This is a genomic window from Paenibacillus sp. FSL W8-0187, assembly GCF_037969755.1.
In the GTDB taxonomy this organism is placed as follows: domain Bacteria; phylum Bacillota; class Bacilli; order Paenibacillales; family Paenibacillaceae; genus Paenibacillus_AQ.
This window is the reverse complement of the sequence record NZ_CP150206.1, coordinates 3,289,600-3,304,037: the sequence shown is the minus strand read 5'-3', so window position 1 is coordinate 3,304,037 and position 14,438 is coordinate 3,289,600. Positions and strand designations below refer to the sequence as shown.

11 protein-coding genes are annotated in these 14,438 nt (G+C 48.0%); 2 read left to right on the top strand and 9 right to left on the bottom strand.

The window, feature by feature from the left end:
- Nucleotides 1–145: 145 nt before the first annotated feature.
- The 7 genes from MKY48_RS14915 to MKY48_RS14885 all read right to left on the bottom strand — a co-directional run bounded on the left by MKY48_RS14915 (nucleotide 146) and on the right by MKY48_RS14885 (nucleotide 7,821).
- A complete protein-coding gene (locus MKY48_RS14915) occupies nucleotides 146–1,630 on the bottom strand; it encodes an S-layer homology domain-containing protein (protein WP_339272933.1) in 1,485 nt (494 codons plus the stop codon).
- A gap of 132 nt (nucleotides 1,631–1,762) precedes the next feature.
- Nucleotides 1,763–2,458, bottom strand: a complete 696-nt coding sequence (locus tag MKY48_RS14910) for a response regulator transcription factor (protein ID WP_339272931.1) — start codon at nucleotides 2,456–2,458, stop codon at nucleotides 1,763–1,765.
- Between the two features lie 3 nt (nucleotides 2,459–2,461).
- A complete protein-coding gene (locus tag MKY48_RS14905) occupies nucleotides 2,462–3,931 on the bottom strand; it encodes a HAMP domain-containing sensor histidine kinase (protein WP_339272929.1) in 1,470 nt (489 codons plus the stop codon).
- Nucleotides 3,932–3,940: 9 nt separating this feature from the next.
- On the bottom strand, nucleotides 3,941–5,161 hold the full coding sequence (locus tag MKY48_RS14900) for an amidohydrolase (protein ID WP_339293314.1): 1,221 nt from the start codon (nucleotides 5,159–5,161) through the stop codon (nucleotides 3,941–3,943).
- A gap of 173 nt (nucleotides 5,162–5,334) precedes the next feature.
- Nucleotides 5,335–6,096, bottom strand: coding sequence for a class I SAM-dependent methyltransferase (locus MKY48_RS14895; protein ID WP_339272926.1), 762 nt, complete (start codon nucleotides 6,094–6,096; stop codon nucleotides 5,335–5,337).
- 32 nt (nucleotides 6,097–6,128) lie between these two features.
- Nucleotides 6,129–6,725: a hypothetical protein gene (locus MKY48_RS14890; protein WP_339272924.1), complete on the bottom strand. Its 597-nt coding sequence runs from the start codon at nucleotides 6,723–6,725 to the stop codon at nucleotides 6,129–6,131.
- Nucleotides 6,726–6,846: 121 nt separating this feature from the next.
- Nucleotides 6,847–7,821, bottom strand: a complete 975-nt coding sequence (locus MKY48_RS14885; protein WP_339272923.1) for an aminoglycoside phosphotransferase family protein — start codon at nucleotides 7,819–7,821, stop codon at nucleotides 6,847–6,849.
- Between the two features lie 177 nt (nucleotides 7,822–7,998).
- On the opposite strand from MKY48_RS14885, the gene MKY48_RS14880 reads away from it, so the two are divergent.
- Together MKY48_RS14880 and MKY48_RS14875 are read left to right on the top strand one after the other, a co-directional pair.
- Nucleotides 7,999–8,784: a M15 family metallopeptidase gene (locus tag MKY48_RS14880; RefSeq protein WP_076323242.1), complete on the top strand. Its 786-nt coding sequence runs from the start codon at nucleotides 7,999–8,001 to the stop codon at nucleotides 8,782–8,784.
- A gap of 195 nt (nucleotides 8,785–8,979) precedes the next feature.
- The gene (locus tag MKY48_RS14875; RefSeq protein WP_339272921.1) at nucleotides 8,980–10,443 is read left to right on the top strand and encodes a 4-hydroxyphenylacetate 3-hydroxylase N-terminal domain-containing protein; all 1,464 of its coding nucleotides are present in this window, start codon (nucleotides 8,980–8,982) and stop codon (nucleotides 10,441–10,443) included.
- A gap of 95 nt (nucleotides 10,444–10,538) precedes the next feature.
- Here MKY48_RS14875 and MKY48_RS14870 read toward each other — a convergent pair whose 3' ends face one another.
- Together MKY48_RS14870 and MKY48_RS14865 are read right to left on the bottom strand one after the other, a co-directional pair.
- Nucleotides 10,539–12,623, bottom strand: coding sequence for a DUF5054 domain-containing protein (locus tag MKY48_RS14870; protein WP_339272919.1), 2,085 nt, complete (start codon nucleotides 12,621–12,623; stop codon nucleotides 10,539–10,541).
- Nucleotides 12,624–12,828: 205 nt separating this feature from the next.
- Nucleotides 12,829–14,391, bottom strand: coding sequence for a HEAT repeat domain-containing protein (locus MKY48_RS14865; RefSeq protein ID WP_339272917.1), 1,563 nt, complete (start codon nucleotides 14,389–14,391; stop codon nucleotides 12,829–12,831).
- Nucleotides 14,392–14,438 lie beyond the last annotated feature (47 nt).

Here is a 14,438-nt window from a genome sequence, read left to right as displayed (position 1 = left end):
ATGACGGATTTGAAACCAGTATTAGCACTTATCCTTGATTTTACAAATGTTAGAACCATTTTCATAGTCGCAAAAAATCAATATAAAGAGGACGAGCGTAAAACTCGTCCTCTTTATATTGAACAGCCATGTCCAGTGCAGTATTCTATTCATTCACCGTCAGAACCGCCGTTGTTTCGTCTGCCCATTCGCCGACCGGTTTAATCGTATAAGTCGTTCCTGGCTTCAGTTTGCCCTCCTGCGTCAGATCAAACACGCCTACGGCTCCCTTGCGGCTTGAATATTTGTAGGTTGCTATGTGCTTGCCGCCTTCTGCGTCAATCAATTCGATGCTCCGTCCGGAGAAGAGCTCGTCTCCAGGGTCCTCGGATAATGTAATGGAAACGGAACTGTCACTGATCACCTCGGCTCCGATGATATCCAGCGGTTCGAAACTTCCCGCAACGAAAGAAGGTTTTGCAATCTGTGCCCAATCCGAAGTAACGGTATAGGTAACTCCCGGCGTCAGTGTCTGGCCTTCAGGTAAACGGAATTTCGGCTCTTGTTTGCCATCCGTGGACTGGGTGAAGGGTACGTATTTTGCCACGATAGGTTGTCCGCCTGCAGGCGTAATCGTCACTTCTCTGGCTTGACCAGAGGATATGATCTGATAGACTTTTCCATCGGCGCTGTTGTTCTCATCCAATACGAATGCATTGGCTCCGCGGCCTCCGCTATAAGCGGAAATAACATAACCATAGTCAACGACACCATTCTCTTTAAGTGCCTCCAACTCAAACGTATCCTGAGCGACTTGTCTAGCCTCTGTCATGTCCAACTTCGTGCTATTACCTGTAAATATGCCTGCTGTATTCCCTTTATAGGTAAGCGTATAGGATGTACCTGGTTTTTGAACGGAGGTTGGGACGATGTAAGTGGAAATTGAGCCCGTCTTCAAACGCGGCATGTTGGTGATTTCAAGCCCGTTGTTAAATTTAAAATCTTCTTTGGCTTTTGCAAACGCCTCATTATCTGCCGTCAAAGGAGCATCGAAGGTAACGATCATGGTGATGGCATTCAGTGCGCGGACACTCGTGATGTTGGCTTTTTCAGACGGAATTGCCTCATGGGCAATGCTTATTAAGTAGGCAGCTTGACCACGTGTGGTATGGCCTTCCTCAGAATAAAAACGCTTCGCCCATTCATCCACGGACTTCACATCTCGTTTCAGAGCCTTAGATACCATTTGCACCAGGTCGGCATGGGTAACGATTCCCCGAGGATCAAAACGTCCCTCCGGTGCCTGCATAATATCTTGTGCTACCAACTCAGCTGCGTACCGTTCATACCACGCGTTTGAATTCACATCCGTGAAACTTGGCTTTGTATCTCCTTTGCCTTCAAGTCCAAACGCAAGCACAAGCATTTTTGCCAGCTCTGCCCGCGTAATGGGACTGGTTATCCCCATCGTGCCATCCTGGTAACCCTGCATCACGCGAAGCTGGGACAGCACTTGAGTGGCTTGCTCTATATCCTGGGCAACGAGCGGGGCTCCCGCAGCCTCGGTCTGCAGTACATGAAACGGAAGCGAAGCCGTTCCCAGGGCAGCCGCCACCATCATGGCCGCCAGTTTATTAGAATATGTTTTCATTTGTAAACCCTCCCTAAATCGTTGACATATGAACGTTGATCGTCATATCTCCATGATAGAAGAGAGTCCTAAACTCCCAAGAAAGCTGGGATTAAGCGTTTCGAAAACTTTTATTAAAAAATTATAAATTGTTTAGACCGAAAAGCGATAGCCAGCCCCCCACACCGTTTCAATATACTGTGGATTGGATGGATCCAGTTCCATCTTTTCGCGCAGTTTGCGGACATGGACGGTTACGGTTGCAATATCCCCGCTGGAATCCATGCCCCAGATCCGTTCAAACAGTTCTGTTTTGTTAAACACCCGGTTCGGATGGCTTGCCAGAAATTCAAGCAAGTTAAACTCCCGGGTCGTAAACGTGACTTCCTGATTGCGTACGAACACCCTTCGCGCCGATTTGTCGATGACCAAGCCGCGAATATTAATTTCTGAACTTGGACTTGGGCTTTGCTTGCCCATAAGCCTCACATATCTCATCAGATGGGCCTTGGCTCTTGCGACTAATTCGCTCGGGCTGAACGGCTTGGTAATGTAATCGTCGGCACCGAGATTAAAGGCACGAATTTTATCGATCTCCTCATTTTTAGCAGAAACGATCAGAATCGGTACCTCCTTGTTCTTCCTGATATGGCTGCATAATTCATAGCCATTCATTCCGGGAAGCTGCAGGTCGATAATGATAAGATTGTAGTCCTCGTTAAGGGCAAGTTTCAGCCCCTCATTGCCTGTATGGCATAGATCTACCAGAAAACCGTTCAACTCAAAATAATCCCGCTCCAACTGAGCGATCGTTGTCTCGTCTTCAATGATGAGAATGCGTGTGGTCATGGATTACACTGCCTCCTTTGTCGCTCGTTTGAGGGTAAAGTACAGACTGGTGCCGATGCCGGGCTCGCTTTCCACCCAAATCGTACCCCCGTGTCCCTCGATGATCTGGCTGGCAATTGCAAGCCCCAGGCCGCTGCCGCCCGTTGAAGAATTGCGGGATGGCTCCGCACGATAAAATCTTTCGAATATATAAGGGATCGCTTCCGGCTCGATGCCCATCCCATTATCCCGTATTTCAACCGTTACCCATCCCGGAGAAAGCTGAGTGGAGACACATATGGTTTTGTCCTCCTTGTCCATGAATTTTTGGGCATTTTCGATGATATTGAGCACCGTTCGTTTTAATTTTTCCAGATCGGCAATGACCTCGACAGACGGACCGGTACGTTCCTTCCACTCCAACCGTATTCCCTTTTCCTCCAAAACATAGCGCTGCTCATCGATGCAATCGTCTATAAAACCGATGATATCGACATGCTCAAACATGAACGGAACCTGCTTTAAATCTAGCTTGGAATACAGAAACAACTCATTCACAAGTTTATCCAGATCGGTGGTTTTGGTGTAAATGATGTTCACGTATTTATCCATTTTCTCCGGCGTATCTGCAACGCCGTCACGTATACCTTCGATATACCCTTTAATATTCGTTATGGGCGTGCGCAAATCATGAGAGATGTTGGAGATCAGTTCTTTCCGATTCTCTTCGTCCTGAAGCCGGAGTTGAATCGACTCATGCAGACGCTTCCGCATATTCTCAAACGTCTCGTTCAACTGGCCGATTTCGTCCTTGGAATGCAAATCCAGAGAAAACTGGAGATTTCCCTCCTTGATGTGTTCCGCCGATTTTCGAAGCAAATCAAGCGGTTTGACCACGCTGCGCGTAATCCAGCGATATAACAATACATTTGCAACCACAACGATGCCAACGAGACTCAAGACAAGAATGGGCAGCAGCTTGCGCGTGACTTCACCGAAAGGACTTCGCTCTCGAATCACATACACACTGCCTCTGGCACCGTCCGAATACCGGAAATCATATTTGGCATAAGCATAAAACCGTTCACCGATGTTAAGGGTATTACGAATCTGATGGTTGTTCAGGTCATATGGAGGCAGACTCGCTTCCAATTCAGGCTGGTTCATCGTATTGGACTCAAAGATCTGGTCGTTATCCCTCCGGACATACAGACCCGCTCGTACGGTTCTCAGCTTAAAATCATATTCCGATAGCAGCTCTTTGTTCTGCAGCTCATCCGGTTCGTTCTTGGCAAGATATTTTAATTCGAGGAATATAGACTCCTCTTCTTCCGTGAGCGGGTTAATCTGATAGTGCACTTTATAAAAATCCCGAATACCGTGAATATCGCCTGTGGCCGCAATGGTGAACAAACTCGCAGTCAAGACAAAGACCAGCAAGCTAATGACCAGCATACCGGTATAGGACAGCAGCAATTTAATCCGAATGGACATAAAATTCGCCTAAAACGAACCGGAAACGATGTTCCCCTGAAACATCGTCGCCACGCGTTTGGATCTTCTCGCAACGGCTTCAGCGGAACAAGAAGCTTCAACAAATACGATGCTGGCAACGTCTCCAACCTGCGGCCATACCTGCTCCCCATCATGATTAAGCGGTGTGGTGCCACCGGTAATATATTGGAGCGCTTGCGCTAACGCGCGTTCATCCACCCATCCGGATATTTCCGCCAATCGGCCGACACGCTCCAGCACATCCCCGTTTCCGAAGGGCGACCACACATCAAAAATGTTGTCGCATCCGACGGCCACTTCTACACCGCGCTCGTGCAGCAAGCCAACCGGCGGAAACTTGCGGCCAATCGGCACACTCGTAATAATGGCGACCCCCGCATCAGCCAGCAAGTCCCCCATCTCTTGCGCTTGGGATGGCGGAATATCACCCAATCCGAAGGCATGGCTAATCGCCACCTTGCCTTGCAGTCCCGCTTCAATGGTTAACTCAGCTAATCGCTTCATGGTGAAGATCCCCAGATGATTGGCATCGTGCAGATGCAGGTCGATGCCTGCATTGGCTTCAACAGCGAGCCCCACCAGTTCCTGTAAAGACGCTTCGATATCGCCATCCACCGTAGCCGGATCAACGCCGCCGACCAGGTTTGCTCCATTGCGAAGTGCTTGTCTCACTAACTCCGTTGATTTCGAGTGCAGCAAACCATGTTGCGGAAAAGCAACGATCTCATAAGATAACTTTCCTTCAAATGCGCTTAATGCTTGTTGAACCGCTTCTAAATTGTCTAATCCCACTTCCGGATATATATCGACATGCGTACGCACATGCGTCACGCCGGACTTCAGGTAAATATCAAGCAGTCGTTCCGCACGGTCCTGCGTCAAGGTATCCAGTGAAGGAAGTGTCGCTTTCTCGATCGCCAAACGCTCGAAAATACTGGAAACCGGCGTAACTGAACGCCACCTGTCACCAAGCAGCGTTTTATCCAAATGGCAGTGCTTCTCGATAAAGGATGGCAGAAGCAATAAGCCCTTCACATCGTGCTGCGGCCATTGGTCTGTTAGGGTTGTATTCGAAGCTACGATCTTCACGATTTTTCCATCTTCTATGAATATGTGGCGAATCTCCGTCTTTGTTCCCGTAATTACGCCATCTTGAACTTCATAACCGCTCTCTAACCGGGCATTTGTTAACCAAAATGCTGAACTCATATCCATCATTCCTCTCTCCACTTACTAGATATACGAACATGCTATCACAGGAAAAATAATATGGATAATATCAAAAAAATAGGATTTGCTTATGTTTTACATATACATAAAAAAAGAAAAGCCACCCGATAGGATGACTCTTCTAATGAACCCCTTGGAAATAGGACAGGATGTTAAAGCTTTATGGCCCTTGTCGCAATGAAACTGTTTGCATAACGATCCAACAGTCTCTTGCCTCCGAACGAATCCTCATAGAAACCGCCAATCATAAACCCTGCTCGGATCTGACCTCCCATTTGCTGCTCCAGCGTATGTCCGAATTCCAATGATACCCCGGTTCTCACGATCTCTTCTTCCGACGCATAATCCAGTTCCGAATAAGGAAGGGTGTGTTTCACCTGAAGTATCCCCTTCTCTTCCATTTCCCAGTCGAATAAGTAGAAGGCCGGGTTCATAAAGCCGCTTATCATAATACCACCAGACTTCAACACACGGTATGCTTCCTGCCAGACCGGCTGAATATCAGGCACAAAAAGATTAGATACCGGATGAACGATCAAATCAAAGCTCTCCGAATCAAACATGCTTAAATCCGTCATAGAACCAAGAACTGTCCGAATGGGCAATCCATCCCGCTCAGCCACAAAGCGATCCTGTTCCAATTGGGATTCGGAGAAATCCAATACAGTTACATTCGCTCCCGCAGCGGCCAACACGGGTCCCTGTTGTCCCCCTCCAGAAGCTAAACAGAGCACATTCTTTTCGCTTAGTTCAGGAAACCATTCTTTGGGCACAGGCTTGGTAGCGGTAACGATAATTGACCAATCGCCCATTCTGGCGTTCTGGATTTCCTCGCTGCTTACAGGAACCGTCCACTGATTTTTCTGTTTTACTTTAAGCTCCCAACTGTCTAGGTTATGCTTGATAATCTCCATATGTAAATTCTCCTCTTATTGATTCATCAGCTTCATTCTTTATTCATGGACCTTTGGCCCAGCCAGGCCTGAAACTGCTCCGGTGTCCTTATGTTTTCTTCCAGAACCGCTGTATAAATATCGAAGCTTCGCACAGTCTTGCCATATTCATCACGGCTTGCCCAATCACTTTTGATTTGCAAAATAGCTTCCCGGCGTTCCTGAGTCAGCTGTTCAGGCATCGTGACGATATGTTTCAAGTCGGGTTGTCTCTCCGGTTCATCCACGAACCAAATGTCCATTTTCCACTCCTTCCCCTGCTGAGACTTATACTTTAGGCCAATGTATAATCCATCGGGATAAGCGGGATCCGTATTATATACACCGGTATCGTTTATGAACTTCAGTTCCCGAACACCAGCGTGCAGCATGAGTTCCGATGCGATTTGTGCAATTAATTGCTGAGTCAGCCGAGAGCATATTACCGTCATGTCCAGGTCTCTCCATACCATCAACCCGAGGGCTGAACTGCCGACACGAACCGGTTCGCCTGCTTGACTTAGCAATTCATAAAGTCGAAGTTCATCAGCTACCTCAGAAGCTTCATCCTGTAGAGCTTTTTGTTGCAGTAGAAGTTTGCTTTCCGCCATTTGGTTTCACCTCTAATCCTTATGTTATGTATCTCATATCGTATCACCCGATCATTGTGCATACCAAGGGATTGAATGCTTATAATGAACTTTCACGGATACCGTCTAATTCGTCATCGAACTATACGGAATAAAATATGCGTTCACCCGACAAATACGGCTTACAGTAATCGGCGCACAGCTTCGGCATTCTTTCACGCATCCATGCATGCACGGATTCATTCTCCATTTGAAAGACATAGTATCCGATAATGGCCAGCAGCATGAAGCCTTCTAACTGAACAAGCTTATCTTGTCCCGTATGATCATTGCCATAATACCCTCTCAGGAATAGATTCCGAAGCTCCGAGGGAACCATCATGGCACCCATTGCAACATCCGTGTAATTATAACCTGGTCCGAAAAAACCGAAATCGATAAAACTCAGTTCTCCATCCGAAGTCATGATGATATTCCCCAAGCTTAAATCACCATGGATGAGCCCCCAGGCTTCTTCGTTCCCACGATCCGCAAGCCGCGAGTTAACCAACGATATCGTGTCTTCAATGACGGAAACATCGGAGGAAGTAAACAATTCTTTCGCTAACCCTTGCTTTATAACCCCGATCATATATTGATTGTAGCTAATCCCCTGACTTGGACGTTTATCCATGCCCTCCGGGATGTACTGACCATAGAATCGGTGCAGCTCTGAAACACGAGCCCCCAGCTTCTCGACCATGACCGGGTCGCTTACATCATCCTTATGCAAGTCTCTTCCTTCCAGCCAGGTAAGCACGGAACTATTCCAACGCTTCCCCTCATGTTCGATGATTGTAATCAGCTCGCCTTCCCGATTCCGCAGCGGCCTTTGGACAAGCATTTGATCCCAGCCTGACAAATGCTCCAGCATTTGCAGTTCACCCAGCAGACCGTCATAGGTATGCTGCTGACCTGCCATGCCGTCTTTTATCGGTTGATGAATGCGAAGCAGATATGTACTTCCGTCATGGCCTTTTACCTTATAGGTTCGATTTTCATTATGCCGAATAAACGTGATCTCGGGTTCATGGATGCCGTATTCCTTCAATATTTCTTGCAGCTGTTCATTTTGCATGTGAAACTTCTCCTTATGTGGAAATTCCCACCTATTTTATATCACTATAATCTATTTTTGGATTATTATCAGATTCGATCTATTCTATTTTGTTTACAATTCAGAAACAAGTCAGAGATTCTACCGATATAACTCTCTTATATACTGAGAGATAGCTAACGAGGAGGGACTTCACACATGCACAAAAAAATCGTCAAATCCATCATACCTACGGTCATCATTGGTTCCGTTGTCACAAGCCTAGCCTTATCCAGTTTTCTAAGCAGCACCGGCATTGGCAAGGCGGAAGCTGCCGCAGCAGCTTCTTCCAGCTTATCATTTACGAAGTTTTTGGAAAACAACGCTCCTAACCGAACTTTAAAAACGGTTCGCGGTTTAAATTCGGTCACCAATCTATCAAGCACCGTTGTACTTGTCAACAAGCAAAGAAATCTACCATCGAGTTATGTTCCGCAAGACTTGGTTGTACCCCATATTCCGTTCAGCTTCTCGGGACCAAGTCCCAAAAAACAGATGAAAAAAGTAGCGGCATCTGCGCTGGAAAAATTGTTTGCGGCAGCCAAGAAAGACGGGATCGATCTCAAAGCCGTATCGGGCTACCGTTCCTATGCCACTCAAAAAGCCATATTCGAACGCAACGCCCGTAATAAGGGCGAGGCCGTCGCTAACAAAACAAGCGCGCGTCCGGGACAAAGCGAGCATCAGACCGGACTGAGCATGGATATATCCAGTGCTTCCGTAGGATATGCGTTGGAGCAAAGCTTCGGAAATACAAAGGAAGGCAAATGGCTGAAAGCCAATGCACCGAAATACGGATTTATCATTCGTTACGGAAAAGGCAAGGAGAAATTAACCGGCTATTCTTATGAGCCTTGGCATGTTCGTTACGTTGGTGTCTATATTGCGGGAGAAATCACGAGACAAAACCTCACGCTTGAGCAGTATCTGGGCCAATCCCAATAATCGAAATTTCAAGAAACGGACCATAACGGGTCCGTTTTTTTTGCCTGCTGTCTCTTCCTGGCTCAAGCTTTTGAGGTACATTCGCATATTTTATCCCTTTTCCGACGGACAACGTACTCCGTATGGACTAAGCACGTACATTAACAGCAGTAGACAGGTTCGTTAGCTATGATTTTCGCAAATGGGGTGAACAACGTGCCTATTAAATCGGGAAAGCAGTATATCGAACGGATTGACCGACAGAATATCAACATTTGGTATAAAGGAGAGCCTATCCAGGGACCTTTATCCGATCATCCTGCATTCCAAGGTCTTATTCAAACCCAAGCTGATCTATACGATATGCAATGTGAAGCAAGTTATATCGAACAGATGACGTACCCCTCACCCGATACGGGCGAACGCGTAGGCTTGTCTTTTCTCCCGCCCAAGAACGCTGAGGATTTGCAGAAACGCAGACGGATGATGGAATTATGGGCGAACAAGCATCATGGCTTTTTAGGGCGTTCTCCCGATTATATGAACACTGCGATCATGTCCTTATATACCGCTGCCGATATTCTGGAAGAGCATCATCCGAGATATGCGGAAAATCTCAGGAACTATTATAAGTACTGTCGTGATCATGATATTACATTATCTCACGCCTTCATCCAGCCCTATGCATGTAAAATGTCCGGTCAGCAAGATGCTGCTGAAGACACTGTCGCGGCTAAAGTCGTAGAGATTAACGATGATGGAATGATCATAAGCGGCGCCTTCATGTTGGCAACACAAGGAGCTACTTGCGAAGAAATGCTGGTATTCCCGACACCTTCGCCAACGATGTCCCAGGATGTGAATCCTTCTGCGTTTGCATTTGCGGTTCCCAACGATTTACCGGGCATGACTTTTATATGCCGTGAAAGCTACGGTGCCACTTCTTCCTATGATTATCCCCTCAGTGCAAGATACGAAGAGATGGATACGCTCGTCATCTTCGACCGCGTGCTGGTCCCTCATGACCGGTTCTTTTACTATGGGGACGAGACTTACGCCGGGCGTTTATTCGGCGAGAGTCACTTTCATACGCATATCGCCCACCAAATGGCCATCCGTTTCATCGTTAAAACCGAATTCATGCTCGGCTTGCTGGAATCCTTGGCAGATGAACAGAACGTTGGACTCGAGCCCCATATGGTCTCGAATGTTTCGAAAATGATTACATTTCTGGAGACCTTCAAAGCATTAAGATTGGCTTCCGAGCAGGGTGCCAGCCAGGATCAATTCGGATATTTCGTTCCTGCCGCCAGTCCTCTTCTCGCATCCAGCATCCTCTTTTCCAAACTCTATCCCGAGATGGTAGAGATGATTCAGCTGCTAGGCTCCAGCGGCCTGATTATGATCCCTTCCGAATTGGATTTTCATTCGGAATCAGGCCCCTACCTTAATCAATATTTAAAAGGATCCACGACGGAAGCTTGGGATCGTATCGCATTGTTCAGGCTTGCATGGGAGCTTGGTGCTAGCTCGTTCGGAGGTCGGCAAACCCAGTTTGAACGTTTCTTTTTCGGAAATGCGCAGACAGCAGCCTATCGGATCTATAACCATTTTGAGCAGCATGAGCAGCTTCGTAACAGGATTCACGATTTTATTAATAAAAACAATACCTCTTCATAACTTGACCTGCGGATGATCGTGCATATATAAAAAAAGATGCGAGTTAATAAACTCACACCTTTCCGTTTTGTTTTTTTATGATGGGCACAATGAACTCATGAATGAGAATGCAGTCTCAATCTGAACCGATATTTCATATCGTCTTCGAACCACATCATAAAGTTCGTACCCCACACATTATTGTGCAGATTGAAATGGAATCCACCGGTCAATGAAGCATAGGAGTTGTCGAATTGCAGCAAACGCGGTTCCCCCGGGCACACTAGCGGCGCGTCCAAGGTTTCAATGACCACTGTTCCGTCCGCCCCCTCATAATATAGGCCGGAATTGACACCATGCATGTTCCGGTTACCGTCCTTCACGACGAACAACGGAGATATACGCTGGCCCAGCTTATCCATCATCCATGCGTTGGGATTATCCACAAGGGGCGCAAACGAGAACCAGCTTGCTTCCGGAAGACGACAGGCTGGTTTGCCCTTCCAGCTTAGACTTACCTCTATGACGGGCTCATTCGCAAGGAACGTATAGATTACGTTCAATCGGCGCGGAGCCCCATACTGCTTACTGAGAATCTCCGGCAGCTTCATTTCCACTGTTACGATATCATAATCTGCGCACCTCTTCAGGTGTATCGTCCGCAAGGATGCCGTATACCGCCGATGTTCCGGCCGCGGTTTGACATATTCGATTCCCGGCTTGCCGAAGTCGTTGTCCGCCCAGCCGTGATGAATATCCAGATTGGTCACGTATTCTTTAAAGAAGCGATCATAGTTTTCTTTGCTGAAGGTTTCATACCTATAAGTGCCCAGTCTCTGATGGTCATCCGCCCATGCCTTCCCTGATCGATCCAATAATCGGTTTATCGAGCCGTCGGCGGCGAAACTCACCTGAAACTGACCTAATTCGTACAGCTCGTTTGTCTCGATCGGTTGTTTGTACTCCATCGGCTCCGATCCCGGAAGGGGATGATGCTGGCTCATCCGATCCAGCTCTATTCGCGCTTCAGCTGCCAACCCCTTCGGCAGCGATTGAACGGCCTCCTCAAGATAATCCCGTTGTTCCTGCCAAGAGCTCTCGTAATGGCTGTACGACCGAGTACCATTCGCCTGCTGGCATAGGTAATCGAATTTCCTCAGTTGATTGTCTTCAACGACATCCCGCGCTCTTGCAACGGCTAGATCGCCAGTGGAATAATTAACGAAATCGACGAGATAGACGGAATTGTTCAGCCCCCAGGTATGCTCGGGGATCAACATCAGGCGATTGCAAAATCGAGCGTACGCATCACCGTCCTTGTCCAATTGACCGGATTCGATCCAGCGATCCCGAAGCCTTAGCAATTCACGGTAACGGGCGATTTTCCAAGGATCTGAGGCAATACCGTGTATCCACGAATCCCCGATTTCTTCGCTCACGACAGGCAAACGATCCTTTACGGTTTGAAGCCGCCGGGCAAATGCATCAAGTGTCGAGGCCATGATTTCCGCCCCTGGATAATCCCGCTCCAACTGTTCAAATAAAACACGAATCTCCTCCATCGTGGATGGACCATGGTTATCATGCGTATGGGCAAAATACAAAGCGTCCTCCAACCCTTCCATTTGAAACGGTTTGCCGTAACTATCTGCATAATGAACGATGATCTCCGAACCGTCGGAAGCACGCCATACAAACATCTCCGGCACTTTGGGATTTTTGGACACCATATTAACGCCCAAATGCAAATATTGAATGCCGTGTTTAACCAGTAAGGGGACCATTGCAAGGGTATGACCCGGAACATCCGTCATTTTAGCGGCAATCGTGGTTTTTCCATACTTTTGGTCCAAGTCGCCCGAAATGGACATTCCGAATTCGAATAGCCGGGCATCCATAATTTCCGTATGCGTCGTAAACGGCAGCCCATGCCAAACGATCCGTCCCTCCGCAATGGCCTTTTCCATACGCGCCCGCATGTCAGGAGCAGCGGCTCCCAAAAACTCATGAATTAACCATGAGCCGGTCGTCCATACGAATTTTACGTTCCCCTCTTCGTTAGCCAGCTGTTCGGACAGTTCCAGTGCCTGGGGTATGAAATGCTCCATATAACGCTCGATTACGTTCTTTCCCAAATCGGTAAACCCGATGTCCAGATGGGTCTTGAATACGACATGAACTCTTTTGATTGATGTTGCCATGCATGACTGCTCCTTTCAACAATAAACGGCTAATGCCGAACTTTGAGCCTCATTTTACTAGAGCGCATCGCACAAGTCTTTGCATGAAAGGGTCATGCTTTTGCAAAAAAAGGACACCTGCTCGTAAATCACATCGAATTCTAGACATATAAAAAGACCCCTCGTTCCCATCAGGAATAAGAGGTCTTCAGACCGCATGCGGATATCAGAAAGTGCTCGCCTTCGTTGTGTCCGGACACCATCTGGCCGGTCGATAATATCGAATCAGGACATCCGTCGCCTCCGGGGTCCGCAGATGGGTAAGCGTTTCGAAGGCATACGCCCTTACATAACGGTCCTTGCTGTGCAGCGCTTGCTCAAGCGAATGGATCACGATGGGAACATCCGTGGCTTTGGCGGTGCGAAGCAGCGACAGGGCAGCAGTATATCCCATTTTATTTAGGATATAGCTCTGCTGGCTGATGTCCGTATCATCGGGACCCGCGGCTTCTCTTTCTTCCTCTTGCAGAAGCGACTGCTCCAATACGTTTGCCAAGGCCTGGCACACATCGCCTGCCTCCCTCCCCATTATACCCAGCGCTTCGACTGCATTTCGACGAACCCAATCGCTCGGATCCTGCAAGCACGCTTTCAATGCAGACACCGCCTCATTCGACGACGGGACGATCATGCCAAGTACGAAAACAGCAAGCGCCCTGCGCTTCTCGTTTGCGTGCTCCAGCAGTGCAAGCAGTCCTGGAACGGCTCCAGCGCCGGCACCTTGCAGTCCGTAAGCCGCTCTCTGCGCGATTTGCGTTGTTCCTTCGGACATGCGGCATATCAATTCATTGATCCCTGCGGAGCCCATTCGGCCAAGCGCATAACTTACATTCAAAGCTACCGGTTCCCTATCATTCAACATTTGGCCTAGTTCAGGAGCTAAAGAAGCGGCCTTTTCTCCTAGCAATCCAGCTTGATCCGCGGCTCTTGCGCGAACGGTCTCGTCCTCGGACTTTAGATCTTCGGCCAATTGCTCTATTTGAGCTTTGTCTCCCGTTACAGAGTGCATCCCCTGACCCGGTTCGCCGCGCATCCAGTTCCATACATCTTTCCATAGATTCAAATGCACGTAAGGTGTTCCGCCCGTAAAGCTCATCTCTTTCTCTTGATGATTCCAGCTCGGCGATTCCGGCGCACGCAATCGAACGAATTGAAACTTTAACATGTATCGATCCATGTCAGACACGTTCAACGAAGCTTTGTGCCATAAATCAAAATGAACCAGGACCATTGTTCCCGCTTTGCCGGTCGGCAGCAGCGTCTCGCCTTGATCGCCTACAAACTTTTCGTAATATGCGGTACCGGGCATGATGGCGGTCGGTCCCATTTCCTTGGTGATATCCTGCATGTAATAAAAAATCATCGCCCACCAGGGCCGGTGGCTGCGCATGCTGGACCAGTAACCGTCTTTGTGCCACTGCCCGCCTCCCGGCAGCGGATCGCCCGGCTGATTATAATGGCAATGCCGATGTGGGTGCATATAGTAATCCGGTCCGAGAACACTCGTCAAAGCCCCTTTAACGACCGGCGTTTCGAAGAACTGCTGGATCTCGGGCACACGGGGCAGGATGTTATTGCCGGGATTTCCTTCCTCGTGCAATACAACATTAATTTTATCCCTGACGGCGGCATGAAGCTGATCCGGCAATTCGTTGTGAAGCACCACATACCCCTTCGTAATAAATTGAATTATTTGTTCATCCGTCAATAGACATTGATAATCCAACATCTCAATTCCCTCCTCATGCATGAAATGAATTCAGTGTTAGTATAGCA

Bases quoted from the DNA above. Each gene is read 5' to 3' on its own strand.
- MKY48_RS14915 (WP_339272933.1), bottom strand. From the start codon at position 1,630: ATGAAAACATATTCTAATAAACTGGCGGCCATGATGGTGGCGGCTGCC.
- MKY48_RS14910 (WP_339272931.1), bottom strand. From the start codon at position 2,458: ATGACCACACGCATTCTCATCATTGAAGACGAGACAACGATCGCTCAG.
- MKY48_RS14905 (WP_339272929.1), bottom strand. From the start codon at position 3,931: ATGTCCATTCGGATTAAATTGCTGCTGTCCTATACCGGTATGCTGGTC.
- MKY48_RS14900 (WP_339293314.1), bottom strand. From the start codon at position 5,161: ATGAGTTCAGCATTTTGGTTAACAAATGCCCGGTTAGAGAGCGGTTAT.
- MKY48_RS14895 (WP_339272926.1), bottom strand. From the start codon at position 6,096: ATGGAGATTATCAAGCATAACCTAGACAGTTGGGAGCTTAAAGTAAAA.
- MKY48_RS14890 (WP_339272924.1), bottom strand. From the start codon at position 6,725: ATGGCGGAAAGCAAACTTCTACTGCAACAAAAAGCTCTACAGGATGAA.
- MKY48_RS14885 (WP_339272923.1), bottom strand. From the start codon at position 7,821: ATGCAAAATGAACAGCTGCAAGAAATATTGAAGGAATACGGCATCCAT.
- MKY48_RS14880 (WP_076323242.1), top strand. From the start codon at position 7,999: ATGCACAAAAAAATCGTCAAATCCATCATACCTACGGTCATCATTGGT.
- MKY48_RS14870 (WP_339272919.1), bottom strand. From the start codon at position 12,623: ATGGCAACATCAATCAAAAGAGTTCATGTCGTATTCAAGACCCATCTG.
- MKY48_RS14865 (WP_339272917.1), bottom strand. From the start codon at position 14,391: ATGTTGGATTATCAATGTCTATTGACGGATGAACAAATAATTCAATTT.